This is a genomic window from Bradyrhizobium sp. T-1 (genome assembly GCF_053592855.1).
On record NZ_CM132115.1, the window covers coordinates 6,811,238 to 6,835,745 of the forward strand.

At 61.4% G+C, this 24,508-nt stretch carries 16 protein-coding genes; 12 read left to right on the forward strand and 4 right to left on the reverse strand.

Annotated elements, in window-relative coordinates; all coding sequences use genetic code 11:
• From ACWAT4_RS32605 to ACWAT4_RS32615, 3 genes are all read right to left on the reverse strand, one after another.
• Entirely contained in the window at positions 1-885 is an 885-nt protein-coding gene (locus ACWAT4_RS32605; protein ID WP_449729023.1) for an aldose 1-epimerase family protein, read from the reverse strand.
• Between the two features lie 102 nt (positions 886-987).
• Positions 988-2,301 carry a UDP-glucose dehydrogenase family protein gene (locus ACWAT4_RS32610; RefSeq protein ID WP_449729024.1) on the reverse strand — a complete coding sequence of 438 codons (1,314 nt, stop codon included), beginning with the start codon at positions 2,299-2,301 and terminating at the stop codon, positions 988-990.
• Positions 2,302-2,488: 187 nt separating this feature from the next.
• Positions 2,489-3,508: an NAD-dependent epimerase gene (locus ACWAT4_RS32615; RefSeq protein WP_449729025.1), complete on the reverse strand. Its 1,020-nt coding sequence runs from the start codon at positions 3,506-3,508 to the stop codon at positions 2,489-2,491.
• 298 nt (positions 3,509-3,806) lie between these two features.
• Between ACWAT4_RS32615 and ACWAT4_RS32620 the strand changes: the two genes are divergently transcribed.
• From ACWAT4_RS32620 to ACWAT4_RS32655, 8 genes are all read left to right on the forward strand, one after another.
• Positions 3,807-4,922 (forward strand): glycosyltransferase family 4 protein, encoded by a 1,116-nt coding sequence (locus ACWAT4_RS32620; protein ID WP_449729026.1) that lies wholly within the window; start codon positions 3,807-3,809, stop codon positions 4,920-4,922.
• A 70-nt stretch (positions 4,923-4,992) separates the two neighbouring features.
• Entirely contained in the window at positions 4,993-6,147 is a 1,155-nt protein-coding gene (locus ACWAT4_RS32625) for a glycosyltransferase (protein WP_212299836.1), read from the forward strand.
• Between the two features lie 455 nt (positions 6,148-6,602).
• Entirely contained in the window at positions 6,603-7,802 is a 1,200-nt protein-coding gene (locus ACWAT4_RS32630; protein WP_249149210.1) for a polysaccharide biosynthesis/export family protein, read from the forward strand.
• A gap of 222 nt (positions 7,803-8,024) precedes the next feature.
• On the forward strand, positions 8,025-9,227 hold the full coding sequence (locus ACWAT4_RS32635; RefSeq protein WP_212299838.1) for a glycosyltransferase family 4 protein: 1,203 nt from the start codon (positions 8,025-8,027) through the stop codon (positions 9,225-9,227).
• 51 nt (positions 9,228-9,278) lie between these two features.
• Positions 9,279-10,478, forward strand: coding sequence for a glycosyltransferase family 4 protein (locus ACWAT4_RS32640; protein ID WP_449729027.1), 1,200 nt, complete (start codon positions 9,279-9,281; stop codon positions 10,476-10,478).
• Between the two features lie 27 nt (positions 10,479-10,505).
• Positions 10,506-11,918, forward strand: coding sequence for a polysaccharide biosynthesis protein (locus tag ACWAT4_RS32645; protein WP_449729028.1), 1,413 nt, complete (start codon positions 10,506-10,508; stop codon positions 11,916-11,918).
• 182 nt (positions 11,919-12,100) lie between these two features.
• Positions 12,101-13,543, forward strand: a complete 1,443-nt coding sequence (locus tag ACWAT4_RS32650) for an oligosaccharide flippase family protein (RefSeq protein ID WP_212445930.1) — start codon at positions 12,101-12,103, stop codon at positions 13,541-13,543.
• Between the two features lie 44 nt (positions 13,544-13,587).
• Positions 13,588-14,334, forward strand: a complete 747-nt coding sequence (locus ACWAT4_RS32655) for a hypothetical protein (protein WP_449729029.1) — start codon at positions 13,588-13,590, stop codon at positions 14,332-14,334.
• Positions 14,335-14,369: 35 nt separating this feature from the next.
• Here the strand turns inward: ACWAT4_RS32655 and ACWAT4_RS32660 are convergent, their stop codons facing one another.
• Positions 14,370-15,470, reverse strand: a complete 1,101-nt coding sequence (locus tag ACWAT4_RS32660; protein WP_449729030.1) for a glycoside hydrolase family protein — start codon at positions 15,468-15,470, stop codon at positions 14,370-14,372.
• 246 nt (positions 15,471-15,716) lie between these two features.
• Between ACWAT4_RS32660 and ACWAT4_RS32665 the strand changes: the two genes are divergently transcribed.
• The 4 genes from ACWAT4_RS32665 (at position 15,717) to ACWAT4_RS32680 (ending at position 24,497) form a co-directional block, all read left to right on the forward strand.
• Positions 15,717-16,826, forward strand: a complete 1,110-nt coding sequence (locus ACWAT4_RS32665; protein WP_449729031.1) for a glycosyltransferase — start codon at positions 15,717-15,719, stop codon at positions 16,824-16,826.
• Positions 16,827-17,086: 260 nt separating this feature from the next.
• A complete protein-coding gene (locus tag ACWAT4_RS32670; protein WP_449729032.1) occupies positions 17,087-21,697 on the forward strand; it encodes a beta strand repeat-containing protein in 4,611 nt (1,536 codons plus the stop codon).
• 189 nt (positions 21,698-21,886) lie between these two features.
• On the forward strand, positions 21,887-23,005 hold the full coding sequence (locus ACWAT4_RS32675) for an acyltransferase family protein (protein WP_449729033.1): 1,119 nt from the start codon (positions 21,887-21,889) through the stop codon (positions 23,003-23,005).
• Between the two features lie 145 nt (positions 23,006-23,150).
• A complete protein-coding gene (locus ACWAT4_RS32680; protein WP_449729034.1) occupies positions 23,151-24,497 on the forward strand; it encodes an acyltransferase family protein in 1,347 nt (448 codons plus the stop codon).
• Positions 24,498-24,508: the final 11 nt, after the last annotated feature.

Below are 24,508 nucleotides of genomic sequence, written 5' to 3' on the forward strand. Positions count from 1 at the left end.
TTAGGACGTTCCCACCTCGATGCGGAACGACAACTGCTCCTCCGCCGCGGGAGCGATCTGCATCAGGCCCGGCTTGTCGCTGAATTCGCCGTCGAAGTCTTTGGGGCTGGCATAGCCGCGCCAGGGTTCGATGCAAAGGAACGGCGCGCCCGATGGTTTCGACCAGACACCGAGCTCGCGAAAGCCGCGCCAGGACATCTTGAGCCAGGGACCGGCGCCATTGGTGGCGGCATAGCGAACGGCGCGGCTGTTGACGGGATCGAGGATGACGGCGTCGTTGGTGAACAAGGATTCCGACAGAGGAAGCACAGTGCCTCGCACCGGGCTCGGATCCGTTGCCGCAAGCAGGAGCCCGCCCTCGACACGGCGAACCGGAGACGGCTCCTCGTGCGTGAATGTCAGCGCGTAGCTCTCCTTCGGCACGCCGGCCTGAAGCGGCCAGTTGAAAGCAGGATGGCCTCCGAGCGACACCGGCAATGTCTCGCCGCCAGTGTTGACGATTGTGAGCGAGAGATCGAGACCGGATTCATCGAGCGCATAGGCCGCCGTCAGCCGAAACGCGAACGGATAGAGCGCGCGCGTGGCCTCGCTGTCTTCGAGCACGAGCGAGCACCTGCTCTCGCCGCGCTCCGTCCACGCAAACCGGCTGTCGCGCGCAAAGCCGTGCTGGGTCATCCGGTAGGTCTCGCCCCGATGCCGCATTTCGTCATCGGCAAGACGCCCGACGATCGGAAACAGCAGCGGCGCATGGCGCGTCCAGGCCGGACCTGCCTGCCAGACGAATTCGGTGCCGTCCTTGTGCCTGAGCGAGCACATCTCGGCGCCATGCGCCTTGATGGTCGCGGTGAGTCCGCCGCAGCGAATCGTGTGTGTATCGTCGGTCATGACAGTCTCCATGGCGGCAGCCGCGACCGGATCATATCGCATCGGAAACGATTTCGCCCGCCTCGCCCGCGAGGCGGGCGATCATCAGTTCCGCATGACTTGTCAGGCCTGGGGCGAGCGCCCGACGCTCTCGTAAGTGAAACCGGCCGCAGCCATCTCTTCGGGACGATAGACGTTGCGGAGGTCGACGACGACGGGCTGCGCCATGGTCGCCTTCAGCCGGTCGAGATCGAGCGCGCGGAACTGCACCCATTCGGTGACAATGACGAGCGCATCGGCGCCCTGCGCGCACGCGTAAGCATCTTCGCAATAGGTGATGTTCGGCAGCTCGCTCCTGGCCTGCTCCATGCCAACGGGATCGAAGGCCTTTACCTTCGCGCCCATGTCGAGCAGGCCGGTGACCAGCGGAATCGACGGCGCATCGCGCATGTCGTCGGTGTCGGGCTTGAAGGTCAGGCCGAGCACCGCGATGGTCTTGCCGCGCAAGCTACCGCCGAGCGCCTGGCTGACCTTGCGCGCCATCGCGCGCTTGCGGTTCTCGTTGACCGCCAGCACGGATTCGACGATGCGCAAGGAGACATCATAGTCCTGCGCGATCTTGATCAGCGCCTTGGTGTCCTTCGGGAAGCAGGAGCCGCCGAAACCGGGACCGGCGTGCAGGAATTTGGTGCCGATGCGGTTGTCCAGACCAATGCCGCGCGCGACCTCCTGCACGTTGGCGCCGACCTTTTCGGAGAGGTCCGCGATCTCGTTGATGAAGGTGATCTTGGTCGCAAGGAAGGCGTTCGCGGCGTATTTGATCATCTCGGCGGTACGGCGCGCGGTGAACATCAGCGGCGCCTGGTTCAAGGACAGCGGGCGATAGATGTCGCCCATCACCTTGCGGCCGCGCTCGTCGGAGATGCCGACGACGACGCGATCGGGGAACTTGAAGTCGCGGATCGCTGCGCCTTCGCGCAGGAATTCGGGGTTGGAGGCCACGACGACGTCGGCCTTTGGATTGGCCTCGCGGATGATGCGCTCGACCTCATCGCCGGTGCCGACCGGCACGGTCGACTTCGTCACCACGACGGTGAAGCCGGTGAGCGACTGCGCGATCTCCTTCGCGGCAGCGTAGACATAAGAGAGATCGGCATGGCCGTCGCCGCGGCGCGAGGGGGTTCCGACCGCGATGAATACCGCATCGGCATCCGCAACCGGCTTGGCCAGATCGGTGGTGAAGTCGAGCCGCTTGGCCTTGACGTTGGTCGCGACCAGCTCGTCCAGACCCGGCTCGTAGATCGGAATCTCGCCGCGATGAAGCGCCGCGATCTTCTTCTCATCCTTGTCGACACAGGTGACGTCGTGGCCGAAATCCGCAAAGCAGGCTCCGGACACCAGTCCCACATAGCCCGTGCCGATCATCGCGATTCGCATGAAAAACTCTTTCCGTTGAAGGCGGATGTTCCACTGAACACCCTAGACCAATTCTCTATCCGGTCGCACGCCCAACATTAGGGCAGGTTGCATCGCGAACCGAATAAACCTTAGCCGCCGCGAATGACAGGCAGACCACTCCGGCTTCCGGCCGAGCGGCTTTCGCGCCTTGCATCCGACTGGGCGATCACACGCGGTGATACTCTCGATACCATTCGACGAAGCGGGCGAGGCCTTCCGCGATGGGCGTCGACGGAGCGAAACCGACGTCGCGCTGGAGGGCGGAAATGTCAGCCCGTGTTTCGAGGACGTCACCGGCCTGCATCGGCAGGAGTTCGCGGATCGCGGGCTTGCCGATGATCGTCTCCAGAGTCTCGACGAACTCGAGGAGCTTCACCGACTTGTTGTTGCCGATGTTGTAGACGCGATACGGCGCGTAGCTCGACGAATTTTCCGGGTGCTCCGCGTTCCACGCGGGATTTGGCGCTGCGGGCCGGTCGAGGGTGCGGATCACGCCTTCGACGATGTCGTCGACATAGGTGAAGTCGCGCCACATATCGCCATTATTGAAAATCTTGATCGGCTCATTCGCAAAGATCGCACGCGTGAACAGCCAGGCGGCCATGTCGGGCCGTCCCCACGGACCATAGACGGTGAAGAAGCGAAGGCCGGTCACCGGCAGCTTGTGAACATGCGCAAAGGTGTGCGCCATCAACTCGTTGGCCTTCTTGCTCGCGGCATAAAGGCTGACCGGATGGTTCACCGATTGCTCGGTGGAGTACGGCAAGGTGCGATTGGCACCATAGACCGAGCTCGACGAGGCATAGACGAGATGCGCCAGGCCGTGGCGCCGGCCGGCCTCGAGCACGGTGACGAAGCCGTCACAATTGGCGCGAATACTGGTGATGGGATCGTCGATCGAGGCGCGGACGCCCGGCTGCGCCGCGAGGTGAACGACCCGATCGGGCGAAACCTCGTTGAACACGTGCGTCACCGCCGCGAAGTCTGCGAGATCGATCTCGTGGAATTTGAAACCACCGGCGTGCTCGAGCGTTGCAAGGCGCGCCCGCTTCAGAGCCGGATCGTAATACGGAGTGAACGAATCGATGCCGACGACCTGCTCGCCACGCGCCAACAGCCGTTTACAAACGTGCATTCCGATAAAGCCGGCAGCGCCGGTCACGATCACTGGTCGCAAACTTGTCATCTCGTTCATTCCGCGAAGCAATGCCAGACCGGGACATCAGAGGCAAGATTGGACGATGATGACAATCATCATCAATCCAATCGGGTCCACACACATCGGCATGTAAGCACATCGAAATGTGTAGGAAACATGATGGCGTCATGCATCCTCGCATGCTAACCGCCTTGCAAGGATGCTCGGATGACAGCGCGACACGTGCTACACGCCATAGACCGTGCACTATGAATCGTACGCTCGGCGCGAATGCTCAGTCTTGAGGCATCGTTCGCGCAAGAGACGCGCAAAGAAAAGATCGACCTTGAGATTCTCCATCAACGGCAGGTTCCTGTCACAGTCGCTCACGGGCGTGCAGCGCTATGCAGCCGAAATAGTCAAGGCGATGGACCACTTGCTCGCGAGCAAATCGGCACCTTCGCAACTGCTGGATGCAGACTGGCAAGTGCTGACGCCGCCGGATGCGCGAAAACTCCCCGGTCTCCGCCGCATTCAAGTCAAGCAGGTCGGAACGCTGCAAGGGCACGCGTGGGACCAGATTGATTTGGCGCGAGCGGCCGCCGGCACGCGCCTCGTCAGCCTCGCCAATTCCGGCCCGGTGTTCCATCGCAACCACTTGGTTGTCCTTCATGACGCACAAGTTTTCAGGCGGCCGGACTTCTTCAGCTGGCGCTATCTCGCCCTGCATCGGACGCTCGGCCATTTGCTGGCGCGCAGAGCAACGATCGCAACGGTTTCCGCGTTTTCTCGTAACGAACTTGCCGAGGTGCTGTCACTGGACCCCGCCTCGATCCCCGTCATTCCGAACAGCGCAGAGCATTTCGCCACTGTCGATCCGGATTTCTCGATCATCGAGACGCTGCGCCTTGCGCCCCACCAGTTCTTTCTCTTCGTCGGCTCGATGACGAAGAACAAGAATGTCGAGACCGCCATCCGTGCGGCCGAGCGGCTCGGCCGAGCGGATTTCCCGCTCGTCGTGGTCGGAGGCGACAATAGCAAGGTCTTTGGGGGCGGCACGAGCGAGTCGAGGAACGGGATCATCATTGCTGGCCGCCTCAAGGACGAGGAGATCGCAGCGCTGTTCGCCCGCGCTGCGGCGTTCGTTTTTCCAAGTCTTTACGAGGGCTTCGGTATCCCTCCCCTGGAAGCGATGTATTTCGCCTGTCCGGTCATTGCGAGTTCCGCCCCTGCGATTCGCGAGACCTGCGCTGACGCCGCCGTCTATTTCGATCCGCTCGATGCGGGCGAATTGTCGACCCGAATGCGCGAAAGAATTGATCTCGGCAGAATATCGACAGTGGAACAAGAGCGGCAGCGGCAACGGCTGGCAACTTATTCGTGGGCCAAATCGGCCGCAATCATGCTCGAATTCCTTGCCAAGCTGAATCCTGAAACCGAAGGCGGTCGCTCGATACGATGATGCGGCCCAAATTTTGCTGCGTGGAAGCGCGACAAATGGTTTCTGCAAGACAAGGAAGGATCGACCGTTGTTGCCTAGCGGCCTGAAAGTTCTGCACGTCGCCGAAACGGTCAGAGGCGGCATTGCGACCTATCTCAACGAGCTCCATCCCCACCAATGCGCGAGCTTTGGGCAGGGAAACGTTCACTACGTCATTCCGTCCGACCATCGCAGCGACCTGGTGAATATCGCGGACGACGCCGTGACCACGTTTCCGCGCGACGGTCGTAGCGCGGTCGGCCTGTTTCACATGCTGTCTGCAACCATGCGCGCAGTCCGGCAGCTTCAGCCGGACATCATTCACCTTCACTCGTCATTCGCCGGGCTGGTCGTGCGCCCGGTGCTGTGGCTCGCCAACCGACGTTCGCGCATCGTCTACTGCCCGCACGGTTGGGCGTTCGGCCGCGAGACGGGTCGTCTCAGCCGCGACGTCACTGAGTTTACCGAGCTCGCGCTGTCGAAGCTCACCCACCGCATCGTCTGCATCTCTGAAAGCGAGCGAGCGGATGCCCTGCGGGTCGGAATTGCGGCTGAACGCCTAGTCCTTGTGCACAACGGGATTTCCAAGCAACGGCCCGCGCTCGATACAGGTGCAGCGCCTTGGCGGTCGGAGAAGATCAGAGTCCTTTTCATCGGACGGCTGGATCGTCAGAAGGGATATGATCTCCTCATCAAGGCTGCCCGCGCGCTCGGAGACACGCTTGATGTGCGCCTGATCGGCGCCTCGGTCGTCAGCAAGTTCCACGAAAGCGACTTGCCCGCCAACGTCTCGATGCTCGGCTGGATGAACCGCAGCCAGATCGAGGCCGAACTGGACCAGGCTGACATGGTCGCGATTCCTTCGCGTTGGGAGGCGTTTGGCTTGGTGGCAATCGAGGCGATGCGCGCGGCCAAGCCGATCATCGCATTCCGCATCGGCGCGCTGCCGGAAATCGTCGAAGATGGCGTGACTGGGGTCCTCTGCAACGAAGTCTCGCCCGAAAAGCTGATCGAGGGATTTCAGCGCGCAAGCCAGCTCGATCTGCCTGCTGTCGGCCGGGCCGGATTCGAGCGCTTCAGCCGCCTCTACAACATCGAGCAGACCCACCGCACCCTGACTCAGGTGTATGCCGACGCTCTGCACACGCCCGCGCACGAAGCCGGGCAGCAGACCAAGCTACAGTCCGATTTCTCGAACAATCTGTGATCAACGACACTGGCCGATCGGGCAATCCGACGCCGCCGACAAGGAGTCAGGGTTCCAAATCGAAGCGTCGACGGAAATGGAACTCGCTCGCCGACAGCGATGCAGCCTTTCGCAGGGCGCGCTTGCAAAGACAAACGCACTTCAGATCAAAATCAGCGCTTCATGCTTAGAGCAGTTCGACTCGCGAGATCGCGCTTTGGCCTTAATCGCGACACTGATCCGTCGTTCGCGTGTCAACTTTGCGAGCTGCATAGAAAAGAGGATGCTCCGCGCAACATTTAGACAGTCATCCAGACGTGTCTCGAATTCCCAAGTTGCAAGAAGGTCACAGCCATACGTGCTTTACTATAAACACGAAGACGCGGCAGTGACTCAGTAGCTGGACAGTTGCTACGGTCATTCAGAGTTTAGGTGTGTGTGAGGGAACAACATTGGCTAAGACCGAACGAGCGCATTTGAAATTCGGGATTAGCCGGATTCTGACCGCGGCTGCGATCAGCGTTTCTCTGGCGGGCTGCGCGGGCTTCATTCCGCTGGACGCGCCTGATGCCGTCGCCACGCAAACACATGCTGCGCTGGTCACCGAACCGAGCGCGCCACTGGCCTATGCGCTGATGCCGGTCAATCCGGCGGTGCTGCAGGCGACCAACGCGTTGACGGACGGTGCCGGACTGATCTTCTCTCACCTCCCCGGCGGCAATTATCGCGACGTCACGATCGGCGTGGGCGACATCGTCATCGTCACCGTCTACGAAGCCCAGGCGGGCGGCCTGTTCATTCCGCGCGAAGCCGGCGTAAGGCCGGGCAACTTCGTCGACATTCCGCGCCAGCAGGTCGACCAGTCCGGCAACATCAACATCCCCTACGCCGGATCGATCAAGGTCTCCGGACTGACACCGCGCGCCGTGTCGAACATCGTGCGCGAACGCCTCAAGGATCGCGCCATCGATCCGCAGGTGGTCGTGAGCGTTGCAGAACAGCGCGGCAACCAGGTCAGCGTGCTCGGCGAAGTCAATTCGCCGCAGCGCTTCCCGATCGATCCGGGCGGCATCCGCCTGATGAGCGCGATCGCGCGTGCAGGCGGCCCCAAATACCCGTCTTACGAGAGCACGATCACGATCAAGCGCGAAGGACGCACCTTTAACGAATCGATGTCGTCGGTGGTGCATCATCCCAGCGAGGACGTGCTGCTCGCGCCAGGCGATGTCGTCTTCCTTACCCGTATTCCGAGAGTGTATATGGCGTTCGGCTCGACGCCGTCGCCGGGATCGATTGGCGGCACCAACAACCGCCGCTTCACCTTCGAGAACGACAACATGTCGTTGGCCGAAGCACTGGCCAAGGCCGGCGGCCTCGACGGAACGCGGGCGGATTCCAAATCCATCTATGTGTATCGTTTCGAACCGAAGCCGCTGCTCCAGCAGGTCGGGGTCGACGTGTCGCAATTCCCGACCAAGACCGTCCCCGCCGTCTACAAGTTCGACATGAGCAAGCCGGACGGCTGGTTCCAGGCTGACACGTTCCGGATGCGCGATCACGACGTGATTTCGGTCGCGGAGTCGCCGTCGACCGAATTCGTCAAGCTCATGAACCCGCTCGACGCAGCCTCGACGAATGCGTCGAACATCTCCACTGTCGTGGTCAACTCCAAGTAAGAGCAGTCGCGCTCTCTCTTCTCGCCTGCCCGGACGAATCTCGCTGTTGGCGAAGGTCCGGGCAGGATGTCATGGCCTGCTTCTTGAATATCGCATGACAATTTCGGCCTCGTTCCCGGCGTGATCGTTCACGCCGTTTTGGGTTCGAATGCGATTGCAGATCCCGCTGTTGCGTGGCAAGCGAGGTGCGCCCCCGTCTTCGATCAACGTACGAGGCGATCGTTGAAGATACTCATCGTGAACACCCTCTATCCACCCGACATCATGGGCGGAGCCGAGGTATCCGTATCGCTGCTTGCAGAAGCTTTCATGCGCAACGGCCATCAAGTTGCCGTCGTCTGCCTGCAGAAGGCGGGCGATGTCGCGATCGGAGATCGCAACGGCATCCGTACCTACCGGGTGCAGATCGACAATACATACTGGCCGTTCGGACAGACGCAGAAACCACCGAGGCTCGACCGCCTGCGCTGGCACTTGCGTGATACCTGGAACAGGCGTGCCGGCAAACGCTTTGGCGCGATTCTCGACACCGAAAAGCCTGATGTCGTTCACACCAACAATCTGACCGGATTCTCCGTGTCGCTGTGGGCGGAGGCCAAGCGCCGCAACATTCGCGTCGTCCACACGCTGCGCGACTACTCGCTCATCTGCAAGCGATCGACGCTCTTCAGCAACGGCACCACCTGCGAGCAGCGCTGCCTGGCATGCAAGACGATGACCATGCCTTATCTGTACGCCTCCCGCATGGTCGACGCGGTGGTCTCGAACAGCCAATATGTGCTGGACCGGCACCTGAAACTGGGTTTCTTCCCGGGCGTACCACACAAGGTGGTCTACAACATCGCTGACGCCAGCGTCGGGCCTGCGCCGCCGTCTCCCGATGCCGACCTGACTTTCGGCTTCATCGGCCGAATTGAGCCCGAAAAAGGCATCGACGTCGTTCTTAAAGCGGTCTCACAGCTGCCCGATTCCGGCTGGCAACTCAAAATCGCCGGAAAGGGCCTCGAAGCTTACGAACGAGAACTGAAGGGACAGTATGGTCATCCGAGGATCAAATGGCTTGGCTTCGTAAAGTCCGCGGAATTTTACTCCGCCGTGGATGTTTGCCTCATTAGCTCCGTCTGGCCGGAGCCGTTGCCGCGGACACTGATTGAAAGCATCAATGCCGGACGCGCGACCATTTGCTCTACGGCCGGCGGAATACCAGAAATCTCTCATTTCTCGACGACACTCGGCTCTTACGAGCCAAGTGACTTCCACAAACTCGCCCAACTGATGAAGCAGGCAATCAGTGAAGCGCCAAAATGGAAGCAGACTTTTCCACCCCGGCCTGACTTTGCAGCCAGCTTCACACCGGAAGCTGTCACCCGACAATATCTCGACGTCTATTTGGAAGGCACCTCGAATCCCCATGGAGATAGATGAGAACAACTCTCGGGGTTCGTTCACCGAATTTTATTGGATGAGATCCTTGCTATGAGGATATTGATCACATCGTCACTGTACCCGACACCGGGCGCACCGAAGGTGGTCGGCGGGGCCGAGATATTCGTGCGCCGCATTGCCGAAGGCCTTTTAAAGAGTGGCGATGCCGTCGAAATCGTTCGCGCCGCCTCGCTGCCCGACCAGGTGATGGAGACAAGCAACGGCATCGACGTGTATTCGGCGCCGGTCAAGAACATCTATCGTCCTTTCACCGGACAACGGAGCGCGCCGGCGCGAGGCTTGTGGCATGCGATGGAGGACTGGAGCGGAAGCGCCGATCTCGTTGCCGACAGAATCAAGGCCTTCAAGCCCGACGTGCTGCACTCGAACAACCTCTCGGGCCTCACCACGGCCGTATGGAAGGTCGCAGCCGAGCTCAATGTGCCGGTCCTCCATACGTTGCACGACTACTACCTGACCTGCCCGCGCTGCTCGCGCTTCTCGAAGGGGAAGGCCTGTGAGCACACCTGCATGAGCTGCAGGCTGCTGACCGTCCATCGCCGAAGCGCAACCAGATATCTGCGCGGCATCGTCGGCGTGAGCCAGCGCATCCTCGACATCCATCTGGAGATGGGCCTGTTCGCCGATACAGAGCTGCGCAGGGTCATTTCCCATGCATCGACCATGCCGGTCTCCGCGCCGTCGAAGCATGCCGCAGGCCCGGTCCTGACCCTCGGCTTCATCGGCCGCCTGACGGAAGAGAAGGGCATCTATAATCTCGTCAAGGCGCTCGCCTATCTGCCCCATGACCGGGTACGCCTGGTCATCGCCGGCGTCGCAGAGCCAGAGATTCAGCACGAGCTCAGGACCATGGCGCCGAAGGCCAGCATCGAATTTCTCGGCTTCGTCGAGCCGGAGACATTCTACCGTCAGATCGACGTGGTCGTGATTCCCCCGATCTGGGAGGAGCCGGGGCCGCTCGTCGTCGCCGACGCCCAGGCGGCGCGCAAGCCGTTCCTGGGGACGCAATTCGGCGGGATCCCCGAAGCCGTGGAGCGCGGTGCCGTCGGCTGGCTGACCGCGCCCGATCCGAAGTCGCTCGCGGACAGCATTCTGCGCATCATGTCGCATCCGGAGGAGTTGGCCGCGATGGTCGACAGGCTCGCTGCGCAGGACGATCATCGGACCTTCACGGACGTCATCGCCGAGTATCGCGACGCCTTCGAACTTCTGAGCCGGCGCAAGCATTAGCCCTCAGATGAGCAGCCTGAACCTCCCATGACCCGCCTGTTCGCACTTGTCGGGGTCGTCTACCAGAGTGCGGCGGCGATCATCCTCATCTTTCTGCTCGGCCGTGTTCTCTCGCCGCTTGCCTACGCCACGTTCTCGCTCACGCTCGCCTCCAGTCAGCTGCTCAGCGTGCTGATGTTCGAGTGGCTGCAATTGGCCGGAGTGCGCTTTCTGGCCGCGGCCGTGCAGGACGACGCCGCGCGCCTGAGAACGTCCCTGTTCGGCGCCGCGCTTGCCAGCGCACTCACGCTGCTGGCGGTCGGCGGCCTCGCCGTTTCGATCGCGAGCCCGATTGCCGCGAGCGTGGGCTTCGTCGGCCTTGCCCTGGCCGTGGCTCAAGGCGCGACGGATCTGCACTTCATGGTTGTCCGGGTCTCGCACCGGCTCGGCGCGGCCGCGTTTCTCCTCATTCTCCGAGCCACCCTGATGGTGGGCGGAGCGACGGCCGGCGCCTGGTTTCAAGGCACCGCGCAGGCAGCGCTGCTCGGCATGCTCGGCGCCCAAATCGCCAGCCTGATCGCCGGGCAAGTGCTGCACCCTCACAAGCTTCAGAAAGTGGCGCGTCCGGCCCTGCTCGAGGATTGGAGTGGCTTCGCGCGTTACGGCATGCTCGCAGCCGGCGCTTCGGTGCTGCATCTTTCGGTTCCGGTCTCGATCCGCTTCGTCGTCGTGTCGGCCCTGGGTGCGAGCGCCCCCGCCGTCACTGCGGGCTTCTCGATGGCGATCGACCTGCTGCAGCGGCCGTTCGCGGTGCTCGTTGCGGCGATTCATACCGTCAACTACCCAGAAGTCGTCCATCAATACGAGCGCGGCAGCGCGGACGACGCCCGTGCGGCCGTCGCGCATCTGCTCGACTTCATCATGTGCGCGACGCTCGTGATGCTCGGAGGTTTGATCGGCTTTCTGCCCGATGCGGGGCAATTGTTCGTTCCGACGTCCATTCTGACGAGCTTTCTGCAGACGTCGACAGCGGCGGCGTGCTTCTATTTCATGCACTGCCATCTGCAATCCACGCTCGCAATCGCGCCACATTTGACGAAATCCGCCACGCGGCTCGTCGTCGTCGCCCTCTGCCAATTGCTGCTCGTCCTCGCCGTGGCCGCGCCGACACAAGCCGTCACGGGAATGCCGACCTCTGTCCTGATCGGAGCGACCGTCGCGACCGCGATCGTCATCGTGCTCGCAGCAGGGCCGATGCTCCGGTTCGGCGCCACGCCACGATGGGGTCTCGTCGCCGCATCTGTGGCGAGCGCCGTCTTCATCGGCGCATTTTCAGCTGTTCCCTCGATATCACCGGTCTGGCTGGGCGCGAAGATTGTGGCCGCAACCGCGATTGTCGCACTGCTCGGCTGGAAAGGGCGCTTCCTCGAAGCGGCCGGCGCGTCCCGATCGGATGTGTAACGACAGCGTGACGCCGTGATGCTCTCCAGAATGGAAAAGGGTTTGCCCAACAACTTGGCAATTCCTGCTGCCCGATTGCTTGTCTTGCCAGTTGTGCATGTGCGAGATAAACGCGCGGGTGCAGGGCTGAGCCGTATGGAACCTGAGTGGGCGTCATCGCGTGGCGCCCGGAGATCGACGTAATGCTGAAAAATCTGTTGTCGATGTCCGGCATGAATGTCCTCAAATCCGGCCTGCAGTTCGCGATGACCGTCATGATGACGTATTTCGCGGCCCCGGCCGAATTTGGTCTCGTCACCTTTTCGCTGCCCTTCGTCGGATTCATCGCGCTCCTGACGGATCTCGGCATGTCGAGCGCCATGGTGCAGCGGGCGACGCTCGACCGGGACGATGCCGGCGCCGCGATCACGCTGATCTGCGCCATCGGCTTGCTCTGCGCCGTGATCCTGGCCGTCATCTCCGCGCCTCTCGCCGCCGGTCTCGAGATGGAGGGACTGGGAAGCGTGCTTGCTACGCTGTCGATCTCGGTGGTGCTCTCCATCGCCGCGCTCGGTCCGCGTGCCGTTCTCGAACGGCATTTGCGTTACCAGGTCGTCGCGAGCGTCGAGATCATCGCCGTCATCATTTCGGTGCTCACATGCGTTCTCGGCGCCGTTCTGGGCTGGGGCGTCTGGGCGCTGGTCGCCTACTACGTGGTCGTCCAGGTCGTTCGCGCCGCAGCCTTCGCATTCATCGCGCGGAAGGACGTGCAGCTCAACTTTCAATGGCACCGCGTGCGCTCGATCCTGACCTTCGGCGGCTGGGTCCTGGCAAGCAATCTGCTCAACTTTGCCGGCCGCGCGGTCGGCAACCTCCTGATCGGCGGCGCCGTCGGCGCGGCCGCCGTCGGCCTGTACGGCCTGGCCTACCAGATCATGATCCTTCCGCTGATGGTGATCACCTGGCCCGGCAGCGGCGTGCTCATGGCGACGCTCAGCCGTCAGGCCGCAAAGGGATCGCTGAAGGAGCGTAACCAGATCATCTGCGGTGTGCTGTCGCTGACGGCAGCCGTGGTCTTTCCCGGCATGCTGTATCTCACGTTCGGCGCCGACTATCTCTTCACGACGTTCTTTCCCGCCAAATGGACCGGCATCATCCCGCTGGTCGGGCTGATGTCGATCGCCGGCGCTGCGCAGTCGATCACGGCCTATAGCGGGGCCATGCTGCTGTCGCGCGGCAAGGCCCAGCTGCAGTTCTGGGTTTCGACGGCGAACAGCATCTCGACGATCGTGGCGTTCGTCATCGGACTGAGATTCGGGCTGATCGGGATCATCAAGATCTATCTTGCGGTGACGCTGATCGTGTCCGTCGCCACGATGCTGATCACATCCTGGGAGACCAGGCTGCCGGTTCTCGATCTGGTCAAGGCGCTTGCGCCCGCAACGGTCGCCACGATGCTCGGCCTCGTTGCCGCAAATCGCATCATGGAGATGGCCGCCACGCCGAAATCGGCCTGGCTGCTCGGCACCACCGCCTACGTCCTGACGATCGCGATCAGCTATCTGCTGTTTCATCGCCAGTTGGCACGGAGCCTGCTGGGCTTGCGCGATCTCGAGCTGAACAAGGAGCGCGTCGCCGCCACCTAGCCGCGCCGCCGCAAGGGATTGACGAGATGACATCGAAAGGACCCATGAACATTCTGATCATGACGGCGACCATCACGCCGAAAGCCGACGTGCGAAGCCTCGGCCGCAAGGATCCCGCGCTCCGCCGCAAGGACTATGAGGACGCGCTCTGGTTCTACGGCCGCCTGGTCGGCCAATGCATCGACCGGATCGTCTTTGTCGAGAATTCGGAATCCGACCTGTCCAGCCTCGAGGCCATCGCCGAACAATTGAAGATCGCCGACAAGATCGAGTTCGTCTCCTTTCCGGGGCTCGACTACCCGCAGATGTATGGCCGCGGCTACGGCGAGCTGTTCCTGCTCGACTACGCCATGGAGAACTCGCGGTTCATCAGGGAATGCGATGCCGATACCCCGATCTGGAAGGTCACCGGCCGCTACATCGTCCTGAATCTCGCCAAGCTGATCCAGAAGCGCCCGAAGGCCTTCGACTTCTACGTCAACATGCGCAACTACCCCAAGAGGGTCGTCGACATGTACATGATGGCGTGGACCAAAGCAGGCTATCGCCAATATCTGCAGGGCAAGTGCAAGCTCTATCAAGAGACATCCGCCGCCGCATTTCCAGAGAAGGCGCTGCGCGACGATTTCGACGCCGCGGCGAGGACGTCAAAATTCGCGCGACGATTCCGGACGGTGCCGCTCGTAAGCGGCATCCGCGGCCTCGACAACAAGGGATATGCGACCGACAACATCTGGAAGTTCTACATCCGGGTCGCACTGGACACCGTTTGTCCGTGGCTCTGGATCTAGGTCCGGTGCTACCGTGGGCGCGGCACGAGCCGCGCCTACATTCCCCTCTTGCTCAGCTCCTCCGCCTCGTGCGGCGCCAGGTTCTTTCCTGCAAACCGTGACAACATGTAGAGCGGGATCTTCGGCGTGTTGATGTCGTACATCAGGCCGAAGCGGTTTTCCGGCGGGGCCTTCTTCGGCTCGTCGAGCATCTCGTAGATCAGCACGCTCTCGACGTCGGCGTCGACCTGGTTGGCGATGAAGCTCAAAGTGGCGTGCAGGCTCTTGTAGCAAGCCTCAGTGAGGGGCTTGCCGGCTTCGTTCTCGTAGGCCGGCTTGTAGATCTCGGCGCAATTGACCTCGTTGAAGACGACCGGCTTGCCATAGGTCGCGAGCTTCTTGAACAGGTTGTAGGGCTGCCTGCTGCCGCCCCAGGCGCGGTTTGGATTCTGGTTCAGGACTTCATAATAGTGGTAGGAAATCACGTCGAAGCCGACGCCCTTCGACGCCATGAAGTCGAGGAATCCGAACATGGTCGAGGTGGTGTTGAGCACGCGGCGCAAATGCGTCCCATGCTCGCGATTGATCTTGTCGATCGCATCCGACATGCCCTTGAGGACCGCGACCCAGTCGTTCATGACCGGCATGTCGAATTCCTCGGCGGTCCAGCCGTGGCCAAAGAGCTTCTTGCCGCTGGAATCCAGTGCCAGAAGGTTGATCTCGTTGCCCATCTCCCAATCGTTGATCTGATCCTTGAAATTGATCACGAAGGTGTAGGTTCTCGAATAGGCCTGCTGATACAGCGCATTCCAGTCGCCGGCCGGATACTTGCCGCCATCGGTGCGATCGCCCCAGGCAAACGGGGTCGACAAGATCGGCTTGAGCGTGATGCCATAGGTCTTGGCGAGCGCGAGCATGTCGCGGAACATCTGCACTTCGTAGGGATCGGTATCCCGCGCGAGGTTCGCACCGACCCTGTACTGCGTGAGCCCGCGCGCCCGCATCACCTCGAAAATCGCCTTCAGGTCTGCGCGCCGTCCGTCGGGGCCATCGACCCCCCATGTGAGCGGACCTGCGTTGGCATTCTCGACGGATGTCACCAGACCGAGTGCCAGCAACAACATCGCCAGAAACACTCTCTTGACTGACTGGAACATTGCGCCTCCGTGCGCCCGAGAAATGGCATGCGTCCGATTCCGATCCACCATCACCTGCATCTGTACGACCGACCTTCACAAAATGATCACAATGTCCCCTCACCGGCAAAGCGCAGCCGCTGCTGGAGCGAACGACACGTTTGCACGCTTTTGTGGCGAAAATTGCCGGCGGAATTGCCGTTCCAATTCGACTGAGTATCTATAATGTCGCCTGAACGAAACGACTTAACGCCTAGCGAGAATAACGTGTCGAACGCTCCCCTCGAATCGAAGCCACCGACCGCTCTCAATCGCGCGATCGACGCGGGTCGCTCGGTCGCATGTGTCATCGTGACTTACGGGCGGCGCGAGCAGTTGGTGCGGCGGACCGTTGCGGCGGTTCAGACCAACCCCGCGGTCAAACGCGTGATCGTGGTCGACAATGGATGCAACCGTCCGGTTATGGTTGAGGATTTCGCAACCGAGCCCCCCGTCGACGTCATCAGGCTCGCTTCGAATCTGGGATCGGCCGGCGGCTTTCACGCCGGCATCACCGCCGTCCAGCGGCTTGAAGATAAAGACATAGGGTTCGTCCTGATTCTGGACGACGACAATGTCGGCGAAGACGGCTTCCTGGAGCGCCTGCTCGCGCTGCATACAGCGCTCGGCGCGACGGATGACATCGGGCTGTGCGCGTTACGCAGGCATCGGGGCATCTATCCGACTCTGCTCGCAGATCAGAGCGCCGTGGCGATCCGCCCAAACTCGTTCCTGAACTTTCATCTCGCCTCGCTTCCGTCGAAGCTGTGGCGACGGTTTGCGGGATCGGCCCGGCAAGATCCGGAGAATTACGGGGAGTTCCACCTGCGCCGGATCGAGACCGCCCCCTATGGCGGGTTGCTGCTGCCGATGGCCGCCGTCCGCAAGGTTTCACCCCCGAACAAAGATTTCGTCCTCTACAGCGACGATCATGACTACTCGCTGCGCCTGATGGACGCCGGCGTCGCCGTCTATCTGACCGATGTGGGCTGCATCAACGACGCGGAAGAATCGTGGGACAAGCCCAACACCAGCGCACGCAGCGCGCTCGTCAGCCCGGATGCGCCGGCCTGGCGGCTCTATTATGCCTGCCGGAACCGGATCCTGATCGAGAAACGGTACACAACCTCCCCGATTATATATCGAATCAACCGGACGAGCTACGTCGGCCTCCTCGCGATCGAGGCACTCCTGGCCTATCGCAGTCTCAATGGCGCCAGAACGGCACTTCGGCCGCTGGTGGAAGCCATCGCAGATGGCGATGCGCAGCGGCTCGGATGGCGAACCGAATATCAATTGCCCGGTGCGTCTGCATCGAACACTGCGTCGGCGCACTAGCGCGCAACGAGACGCTGTCGTTGCGCGAACGATTCACATGGAACATTCCGTATAACAACGGGGCATTCGTGAATCGTATTTGGGCAATCGCGGCGAGTTCCTGCGCGGAACAAGCAGTGTCGCGCAATGTGCTGAAAATACTTGCAGTTCGTTCCGCGAAAAGCCGCGGTTACCTACATCTTTAGCCTTCTTTCTAACGTCACTGACAAACTCTACCGCTACGCAATGGAGCAACACAGCGGGCATCACCAGAGTAAGTCATGGCGACCATCACCAGCAGCGATCAAACCGTTCTCTCCGCAAGTTCGTTCACGAGTTCCATCGGCGTCAACACACACGTGTCGTATGCATGGGGCAGCTACAACAATCTCGCGCTCGTCGAAGCCGACCTCAAATATCTCGGCGTCACCACGCTTCGCGACGGTTTGACCAACATCCCGGCAGCACAACCTGTGCTTGATGGCCTGGCGAACGACGGATACAAGTTCGATCTCGGCGTTTCATCGTCGATCCCGGCGACGGGTACAGCCGGTCTGCAGCAATACATTGCCGCGCTCGACGCGTTCCAGGCGGCACACCCGGGCAGCGTCATTGCGCTCGAAGGCTTGAACGAAGTCAATCTCCAGGCGTTCAGCTACAACGGCAGCTCGTCGATCGAGGCGGCCGCGCAATTTCAGCAGGCGCTTTACAGTGCGATCAAGGCCGATGCATCCCTCGCGAAGCTTCCGGTCTACAATCTGACCCTCGGCTACGACGACCCCGCGGATTTCGCCAAGCTCGGCGATCTCGGCGGGTCCTCGGACTACGCGAACTCCCACGCCTATGTCAGCACCGGCACCACGCCGGCGGCCGCGCTCGCCTCAGCGCTGAGCCTCGCGAGCTCGGTGTCATCAGGCGATCCCACCGTCATCACCGAGACCGGCTACACCACGCTGGGCACCACGCCGTATCTCGGCGTCAACGAATCGGTCCAGGCGAAATCGATCCTCAACACCTTGATGGATGCCTTCAAGGACGGCGTCGGCACGACCTATCTCTACGAGCTGCTCGATCGCAATTCGTCGAGCAGCGACACCGATCCGCAGAGCCATTTCGGACTGTTCTATGACGACGGCACGCCCAAGCTCGCTGCCACCGCCGTTCATAACCTGACGACAATCCTCAACGACGACGGAACCGGCAGCGGCCAGCCGACGAGCCCGTTGAGCTATACGCTGAGCAACATGCCGGACTCCGGCAACAGCCTGGTGCTCGGCAAGAGCAACGGCGCCTATGATCTCGTCGTCTGGGCCGAACCGAAGGTCTGGGATCCGAAGACGAACACCGAGATCAGCAATCCGAGCCAGACCGTCACGGTTCAGCTCGACGGCGTGCACCAATCCATCAAGGTTTACGATCCGACCGGCGGCACCGACCCGATCGCGACCTATACCAATGTCAGCTCGTTCACGGTTCCCGTGAGCGATCACCCCATCATCATCGAAATCGACGGCGTGGCCCGGGCGTCCTCAAATCCAGCCGGCGCCACCGACGTCACCGGCACGGCCGCCCAGATCGTCGCGGAGCTCGCCGATCTCTCCGCATCCACGACCCTGCAATCGATCACGCTGACGGACACCCACGTGCTCGCCGTCGCGTCGGTGTCGACGATGAACTACATCATCTCGCACTACGGCAACGCGCTCGCGTCGATCCAGGGCGGTTACTCCTTCTCCGTCACGACCTCCACCACAAGCTGGAGCGAGACGAAATTCTTCAATGCCTCCGGCACGCAGACGGGAACGCAGACGTCGAACTTCAGCAACGGCGTCATCACCAGCAAATCGCTCGTCAACGTCGATTCGAGCAGCGACACGATCCTGTACGCCAACGGCGTGAAGACGCAGGAAGTGATCGTGAGTGTGGACGGCACCAAACAGACCACCAACTACAATTCCGACGGCAGCATCTCGAGCGAGACCGTCATCAGTTCGGACAAGTCGATCACGACGACGGTCTACACGAGCGGCCTGAAGTCCAAGGTCTACGTGACCAATGCCGATGGAACGCACACCAACACGTTCTACGGCATCACCGGGCAGGCCTATACGACCCAGATCCAGACGCTCAAAGCCGATGGGACGATCACCTCCATCACCAATTTGCACGCCGACGGAACGACACAATACGCAAAAGTGCTCAACGCCGACGGCAGCACCACTACGGATCTCTACAATAGCGCGGGTCAGAAGACGTCGGAGGTGCGCAACTATGCCGACGGCTCGAGCCTGACCACAAACTACAACACATCCGGCGCGGTGACGCAGACCGTTGCGAAGACTGCGGGGGGTGCCAGCACGACCACGAACTACAGCGCCGGCGTGCTGGCCTCGATCTACATCACCAGCGCCGACGGCACCAAGGAAGCCAAGCTGTTCACGGCTGGCGTAATCGCCAGCGATCAGGTCCAGAAGACCGACGGATCGTCGTCGATGACGGTTTATGCCAACGGCGTCAAATCCAAGGTGTACGTCACCAACGCCGACGGCACCCACACCAACACTTTCTACAACATCACCGGCCAAGCCTACACAACGCAGATCCAGACGACCAAGGCCGACGGAACGGTCACTTCCATCACCCAGCTGCACGCCGACGGCACGACGCAGTACACCAAGATCACCAATGCGGACGGCGGCACCACCACCGGCTTCTACAACACGGCCGGGCAGAAAATCACCGACGTCCAAAACTACCAGGACGGCTCAAGCCTCACGACGACCTACAACACATCAGGGGTCGCGACGCAGACGGTTTCCAAGGCCGTCAACGGCCCCACCACGACGACGAACCTCAGCGCGGGCGTTCCGACGTCGATCTACATCATCGGCGCTGACGGCAGCAAGGAAACCAAGCTGTACACAGCCGGCGTGATCGCCAGCGATCTGGTCCAGAACACCGATGGATCGTCGACGATGACGGTCTATGTCAGCGGCGTGAAATCGAAAGTGTATGTCACCCACGCCGACGGCACCCACACCAACACCTTCTACAACATCACCGGCCAGCCCTATACGACGCAGATCCAGACCACCAAGGCGGACGGAACGATCACCGCCTTCACCAATCTGCATGCCGACGGTACGACGCAGTACACCAAGATCACCAACGCGGACGGCAGCACCACCACCGGCCTCTACAACACGGCCGGGCAGAAGGTCACGGAGGTGCGCAACTACACCGACGGCTCGAGCCTCACCACGACCTACAACACTTCGGGCGTCGTGACACAGACCGTGGCCAAGGCAGTCGACGGCACCACCACGACCACCAACCTCAGCGCCGGCGTCCAGACCTCGATCTACGTCACCGGCGCCGACGGCACCAAGGAAACCAAGCTGTTCACGGCCGGCGTGATCGCCAGCGATCTCGTCCAGAAGACCGACGGCTCGTCGACGATGACGGTCTTCGCCGATGGCGTGAAATCCAAGGTGTATGCCACCAACGCCGACGGCACCCACACCAACACCTTCTACAACATCACCGGTCAGGCCTACACGACCGAGATCCAGAAGACCAAGGCCGACGGCACCATCACGGCGATCACCGACCTGCACGCGGACGGCAGCTTGCAGTACACCAAGGTCATCAACTCCGACGGCAGCATCACCACCGATCAGTATGACGGCACCGGCAACAAGACCACCGAGATCATCAACTACGCCGACGGTTCGACGCTGACGTCCGCCTACAATACGGCAGGAGCCGTCACGCAGACGGTCGCGAAGGCCAGCGGCAATTCCACGACGACCAACTACAGCAGCGGCGTCAAGACGTCGGTCTACATCACCCACGCGGATGGCTCGAAGGAGTCCGATCTCTACACGTCCGGTCACCTGACCAGCACCCTGATCCAGAATACCGACGGCTCGTCGTCGACGACGGTCTACAGCAACGATATCAAGACCGCGACCTACGAAACGCACGCCGACGGCACGCACACCAACACGTTCTTCAACGTTACCGGCAAGGCCTACACGACCGAGATCCAGCAGAGCAAGGCGGACGGCACGATCACGTCGATCACCGATCTGCACGCCGACGGCACTCTGCAATACACCAAGGTCGTCAATTCGGACGGCAGCATCACCACGGACCTGTACGACTCGACGGGCCACAAGACGACCGAGGTGCAGAACTACACCGACGGTTCGACCCTGTCGTCCACCTACGACACCACCGGCAGCGTGACCCAGACGGTGGCGAAGGCCAACGGCAACACCACGACGACCAACTTCAGCAGCGGCGTCAAGACATCGGTCTACATCAACAATGCCGACGGCTCGAAGGACACCCAGACCTATTCGAGCGGCAAGATCGCCAGCGACTACGTCCAGAACACCGACGGCTCGAACTCGACGACCGTTTACACGGATGGCGTCAAGGCGAAGATGTACGTCAACAATGCCGACGGCTCGCACGACAATTTCTACTTCAACGCCACCAACACCGAACACGACGCCTACAATACGGCCGGCAATTTGACCTATGTCGACATCCTGAACTCGGACGGCACACACAACGCATCGGCCAAGGTCGCGGGCATCACGCTCGCCGGCGGCACCGGAAACGACACGTTTGCGATGGCCGGCGCCGGATCGACCACGATCTCCTTCAGCGGCGGCAACGACACGGTGAACGGCTTCCACGCCGGATCGGCCACCGGCCACGACACGGTCGCGATCGCCAAGCTGATGGCCACCGACTACAGCCAGCTCCAGCTCAGCCAGTCCGGCGCCGACACCCTGATTCACGTCACGGCGAACGACACCATCCTGCTCAAGAATGTCGTTGCCGCGAACGTGACCAGCAGCGACTTCCTGTTCGTCTGATCGATCGGGGATTGCGTGCGGCGGGCCTCGCCCCGCCACACGCAATCCGGTATCCACAACGCGCCCTCATGCAGCCCCGTTATTGCTGCAGCATTGCCTCATCCATCATCATCGCGCCAAAAAACTAGGGTTTGACCGATCGCTGATGCGATCGGTAGAATCGGGAACCAGCGCGGCATCGAGGCGACATTGACGGATATCGAGGGTGCACGCTCCCCCAAGGGCGGGATCGTGCCGGGAATTCAATACCTGCGCGGTTTTGCAGCCATTCTGGTGGTGATCTGGCACGTCAACTGGCTGGTCAGCCTGCCACCGTCCTATGGCGAGAGCCCGTTTGCGCTTGCTGAAACCGGCCTGTTCGGCGTCGCAATCTTCTTCGTCATCAGCGGCTTTATCATCACGATTGTTTCATTCGGTCCGGCGCGCAGCACGCGCGCAGAATTCTTTGCCCGCCGCTTCGTGCGCATCATTCCCTTCATGTGGGTGTGCGTGATCGGATACAACCTGCTGTCGATGGCCGGCACGGCAAGGATCGATCTTCTCCCGGGCCTGCGAGCCATGGCGCTCTGGCCGATCGGAGAGCTGCGGCCCCACGTGGTTTGGACACTCCGGCACGAGTTCATCTTCTATATCCTGTTCGCACTCACCATGTTGCGGCCGCGCCCGCTGTCATATGTGCTGGTCGGCTGGTTCCTTGCGCCGCTGGCGTGGTATGCGGCGTCTCGCGTGCTGGCTTGGCCGGAACTGCTGCAGCCCGAAAGTTCAGGCCTCGCGCTCGCAACCGTGGTCGGTTACGGCAACATCATGATGCCGAACCTTCAGTTCGGCATGGGTTTTGCGTTGGGCCTGCTATGGCTGAAGGGGCATTTCCTGGTGCAAAGCCGATTCCCGGCGGCATTTCTGCTCACGCTCGTTGCGACCATTCTTGCAACCGCCCTTGTCGGGGCGACACTGTCGGAAGACAACGCCCTCCGCGCCCTGTGGTGGACCTTGTTCGCGACGATCGTCGTCTGGCTCGGCATCGTCTCGGCCGAGAAGTCCGGAGCGCTGCATTCGCTCGGCATGCTGCTCGGCGATGCCTCCTATTCGATCTATCTCACCCACGCCGCGACGGCAGTCGTGCTGATTCAGATGTCGGCCCGGCTGCACAATGCGCTGCCGTCCACACTGTTCGTCATCGCTGCGGTGCTCTTGTCGATCCTCGCCGGGATCCTGATCCATTGGTATGTCGAGCAGCCGCTCATTGCCTGTTGCCGCAGGCTCGGACGTCGCCGCTCGATTGTCGCGGAGCGGCGATCGATTGGCTGAATGCCGCAATTCGGCGCTATGCCAAGAACCGTGCCAAGGCCTGCGCCAAGGCCGCCTCGCCGCCATGAATTGGCTTCAACTTCGTGGCATCCGCTGATGCCGCCAAAATAGGCGCACGAAAGGCCCAAGGGAAAGGCCCAAGAGAATGTCGCAGCCGGATCGAGACGCAGAGCTCGCAACCGTGTCGTTGCCGGGCGCACTCGGCCGCGAGCGCCTCTCCACTCCAACACGCCTCTGGCGGCTGCCCGACATCATCCAGTCGGGCCTGGCGCGGCACGACACCGCGGAAAGCGTTCTGGCCAGGAACAAGGGTCTCGGACCGGGCTTCAACATGATGCGACACCTGTTGTCGCTGGTCATCCTGTCGCATCATTGTCGTGTCGCAGTTGCCGGCCTGTTCGCCGGGGCTGCCTTCGTCAAGAAGCTCGATGAACCGGGAATGGCCGTCTATGTCCTCAGGGATCCCGGCGCCGCCGCTTTCGACAAGATGGGAGGACTGACTGCGCTGTCCTTCGGCCACCTCCACGCTTCCGAAATCATCCAGGAGCTGCTTCGGCCAGGGTTGATCGCGCTCGTCGGAATGTTCTTCGCGCTCAGCGGCTTCCTGGTCACCGGCAGCGCCATCAAGAATCCGGATCTGAAGACGTTCTTCATCAACCGCGTGTTGCGGATCGTCCCGGCCCTCAGCGTCGAGGTGACGCTCTGCGCCCTCCTGGTCGGACCGCTGCTGACGCAATTGCCGCTGTCGCACTATTTCTCCGACTATCAGTTCTACCGCTACTTCGGCAACATCGTCGGCCACGTCACGTTTGAGCTGCCGGGCCTGTTCGTGCACAATCCCTGGCCGGAGATGGTCAATGCCAATCTCTGGACCCTGCCCTGGGAGCTCTGGTGCTACGTCTTCGCCTTCGCGCTCCTGTTCTTGCGCATGATCTCGGGTGAGCCGCAAAAGATCCGCTGGATCACGCTTCTGGTCGGCGCAGCGCTGCTCGCCGAACTGGTCGCCTACTTCATCGATCCCGCGACCTTCAACGTCCGGTCCGATTCAACGCGGCTGGCCGGCTGGTATCTGGTTTACATGTTCTTCTTCGGCATGGTGTTCCGCCTCCACGCGAAATACGTGCCGATTCACTGGGCGATCTTTGCAGGCTCTGCGCTCTGCTACGCGGCGATCATGTGGCTCAACGTTCTGCTGCCGCTGGCGGGGATCTTCCTGACCTACTGCACGGTCTACATCGGCATGCAGAGTTTCAAGGCGTTCGATCGCCTGTTCAGCCAGGATCTTTCCTACGGCATCTATCTCTACGGTTTCCCGATCACGCAGGCGACGATCGACATCTTCCGGCGCATGCTGGGGCCGGATCACCACCTCTCGCTGGCGGTGATCCTGCCGATTGTCATCGTGCTGACCCTCGGCTTTGCGGCTTTCTCCTGGAACTTCATCGAGAAACCGGCGCTGCGGCTGCGCCGGTTCTATCAGAGGCCGGCCTGACGGAACCGGGC